The organism is Burkholderia sp. AU32262 (genome assembly GCF_020419985.1).
In the GTDB taxonomy this organism is placed as follows: domain Bacteria; phylum Pseudomonadota; class Gammaproteobacteria; order Burkholderiales; family Burkholderiaceae; genus Burkholderia; species Burkholderia semiarida.
Map to the genome: position 1 here is coordinate 1 of NZ_JAIZRS010000062.1, position 3,190 is coordinate 3,190.

Consider the following 3,190-nt stretch of genomic DNA (forward strand, 5'->3'; position numbering starts at 1 on the left):
CCGTGTCGCCTTCCAGCGCCAGCTTTGCCGAACCCTTCACGATCGGCGTATCGTCGCCCGGGAAGTCGTACTTCGACAGCAGTTCGCGAACTTCCATCTCGACCAGCTCGAGCAGTTCCGCGTCGTCAACCATGTCGCACTTGTTCAGGAACACGATGATGTACGGAACGCCAACCTGACGCGCCAGCAGGATGTGCTCACGCGTTTGCGGCATCGGGCCGTCTGCTGCCGAGCAAACCAGGATCGCGCCGTCCATCTGCGCCGCGCCCGTGATCATGTTCTTCACGTAGTCAGCGTGGCCCGGGCAGTCGACGTGTGCGTAGTGGCGGTTAGCCGTTTCGTACTCGACGTGTGCCGTGTTGATCGTGATGCCGCGCGCCTTTTCTTCCGGTGCCGCGTCGATCTGGTCGTACGCCTTCGCTTCGCCGCCGAACTTCTTCGTCAGAACCGTCGTGATCGCTGCCGTCAGCGTCGTCTTGCCGTGGTCAACGTGACCAATCGTACCAACGTTCACGTGCGGCTTGGTCCGCTCAAACTTTTCCTTGGCCATTTTCAACTCCCAAAAGGAATTTCACAGGTTGCGCCGCGCGCAAACAAGACACTGACTTTTTACTGCTGGTGCCCATGGGCAGGATCGAACTGCCGACCTCTCCCTTACCAAGGGAGTGCTCTACCACTGAGCCACATGGGCGCTACGCTTCAACTTAGCGGTCTGGAGCGGGTGAAGGGAATCGAACCCTCGTCGTAAGCTTGGAAGGCTTCTGCTCTACCATTGAGCTACACCCGCACGGGCCACTAACGATTCCTTGCCGCTCACTGCGCTGATATCTTGGTGGAGGAGGTTGGATTCGAACCAACGTAGGCGTAAGCCAACAGATTTACAGTCTGCCCCCTTTAGCCACTCGGGCACCCCTCCGTAGAGAACTGACGATTATGGGGGTGCATCGCACTCTTGTCAAGCATATCCGGAAGATTATTTTCACTTTCTTCCCGACCTCTGCTTCCCGCCGATCGTCGCCCCTGCCCGGCTAAGGCAAGCGCGAGATGTTGCCGACCGGCACCACATCTTCGTCAGACTCCGCCTTCAACGCCGATCTGCATCTGCGCTAAAAACGAAAGACCGCCATCATACGGCCTCTTTCGCACAATGCCAAGCGGGTAGGCGCAAATTTTCCGCAAATTTCGTGCCGGGCGAGTTTGGCGAGCCGGCTGGTGGTTGCTCCTGGAGGTTGGGCGCGGTGCCTCCGGAGTGAAATAAAGGCTCTGCAGCCGACGACGACGCACCCCTTCTGACGATTGCTGCCGGCTCCGTCGCCGGTTTCGACTACTGCTGCGTTCGCCGGCTTCACCGCAAGGCATGAGGCCGTCTCGAGTCGCCCGCCTACCCCCGGTAAAGACCTCCATGCACCCGCCTCTCTGGAACGACACTTTTTGTGGTTGCACCGTAAGCGGTCATCTAATAACGCAGCAGGTGCGCACGACCCGGAGTCAGCTTCGTCGGATGAAACTACTTGGTAGGTTTTGGAAATCGATAATTTAGGAAGTGTTCCTCGGTAGACGTGACTTGAAATTTCATCGATTCGTAGAACGCAACAGCCTCCGAATTTGAGCGGAGGCAAGACAGTGTGATGGCCTTTCCGGTCCGCGCGGCCTCTGACATCAGCGATGTCAGAACGTCTTTTCCAATCCCCTGCCGCTGGAAGCTTGGTTTCAGTATCAGAAGCGACAGGTGAATAGCGTCGTCTAGCATCCTGACGACCGCGTAACCTGCTGTATTGGCGCCAACTCTGACCAATCGTATATCAGAGCGGGTGTAAGACTCTATAAATCGACGCCGTTGAAACTCATCATCCCAACCGAACGCGGAATCGATGTGATCGCGCAGCGCAGCCTCATATTGCGCGAAGAGCTCCTGCGTTTCAGTTGCGCTTTCCTCGAAGGGGACCAGCGCGACCCTGTTCACCAGGCTGTCATTCATCGGGGATGTAAGCTCGTAAGCGGTGCGATCGCTCAGTTTAGGTCAGGGCAATAATTTCCAAGGCAGTAGCTCGGCGTAGTCATCGACAGTCTCGGCCAACGGCAGCCTGGCAAATAGCCAGACGAGATATCGATACGGATTGATGCCGTTCGCGTTGTACGTTTCGACGAGAGAGTACAGGTTGGCGCCGGCTTGCGCACTGGGCAACCGTGTCAACGAACAGTAACCCAGATGCACGAGTTGATGATCGTGGGCGATGCCGTTATAGAGCTCGTACCCGTCAATCATCAGCACGGTGCCAGGCTGCACGCCGGCATAGAGCTTCCGCGCGTGCTGGGCGCCGCGCCCCTGCGAGTACGAGAACATCCGTACTGTGGCCTAGCGCCGTTGACCTGCGCCCACAGGTAGCTCTTCGCCGGTGTCCTGGCTCCTTCAGCACTTGGAACGTTGTCTCGTCGCCGTAGATCACGTCCGACTCGAGCAGCGCGTCGCGCATCAAATTGATCATCGGCTGCGTAGCCACTCCCACCTCACGCTTACGAAGTCGTTATAAAGCCGATATATGGCGCCGGTGCATCGACATCCGACGCGCGCTGCCCGGCAACTTGAACTGAAGCGGCGATTCAAGAGCGAAGCATGGTGCGCCGAGCTCCTCTTGCGGAGCTCTCTGATCGGCGATCCGAATACGGCACGCGCCGACACGGGAACACATCCCTGCGATGGGTGGCCGCGTAGGCGACATCGCCTATTCGCTCATCGAAGAAATTTACTCGGTACGGGACGGTCCACCGAGCGACCGTCGAAAAGAATCGCGCCGATTGTTGATCCTGTCGGACACGCAATACGCGCACGGCATAGCAGGCCCGTGCGTCGATTCGCTTCTTGCCGCAAGCCAAGCGTGCGCCGCGCCCCGATAGGGCTCTTTAGGGCGAGATGCGGCGAGTTGGATCGAAAATGGCGCTTGATAACAATGTCGCGGCTCTCGTGGCAGAGCAGTACAGTCGCGAGGAACGTGCGGCAAGGGAGCCGGGAGCGGCGACACCCTGTCCGCTCTTGCCATTGCCATGGAGAAGTTGTTTTCGCCGGCCGAAATGCAAAAACCCCCGCCTTGTCGGGCGGGGGTTTCTGGCTTAGGGAGCCTGACGATTACCTACTTTCACACGGGAATCCGCACTATCATCGGCGTGGAGTCGTTTCACGGTCCTGTTCGGG

General features: G+C 58.3%; 2 protein-coding genes, 3 tRNA genes and 1 pseudogene. All 6 read right to left on the reverse strand.

The window, feature by feature from the left end:
- A partial coding sequence (locus tag LGN10_RS33245) for a GTP-binding protein (RefSeq protein ID WP_226226273.1) occupies positions 1-550 on the reverse strand: 550 nt, incomplete at its 3' end.
- Positions 551-616: 66 nt separating this feature from the next.
- Positions 617-691: transfer RNA gene (locus tag LGN10_RS33250), tRNA-Thr, on the reverse strand.
- A gap of 22 nt (positions 692-713) precedes the next feature.
- Positions 714-787, reverse strand: a tRNA-Gly gene (locus LGN10_RS33255).
- A 43-nt stretch (positions 788-830) separates the two neighbouring features.
- A tRNA-Tyr gene (locus tag LGN10_RS33260) sits at positions 831-916 on the reverse strand.
- A 591-nt stretch (positions 917-1,507) separates the two neighbouring features.
- Positions 1,508-1,978: a GNAT family N-acetyltransferase gene (locus LGN10_RS33265; RefSeq protein WP_226226275.1), complete on the reverse strand. Its 471-nt coding sequence runs from the start codon at positions 1,976-1,978 to the stop codon at positions 1,508-1,510.
- Between the two features lie 42 nt (positions 1,979-2,020).
- Positions 2,021-2,507: pseudogene (locus LGN10_RS33270) on the reverse strand (IS66 family transposase); the annotation flags it as partial.
- Positions 2,508-3,190: the final 683 nt, after the last annotated feature.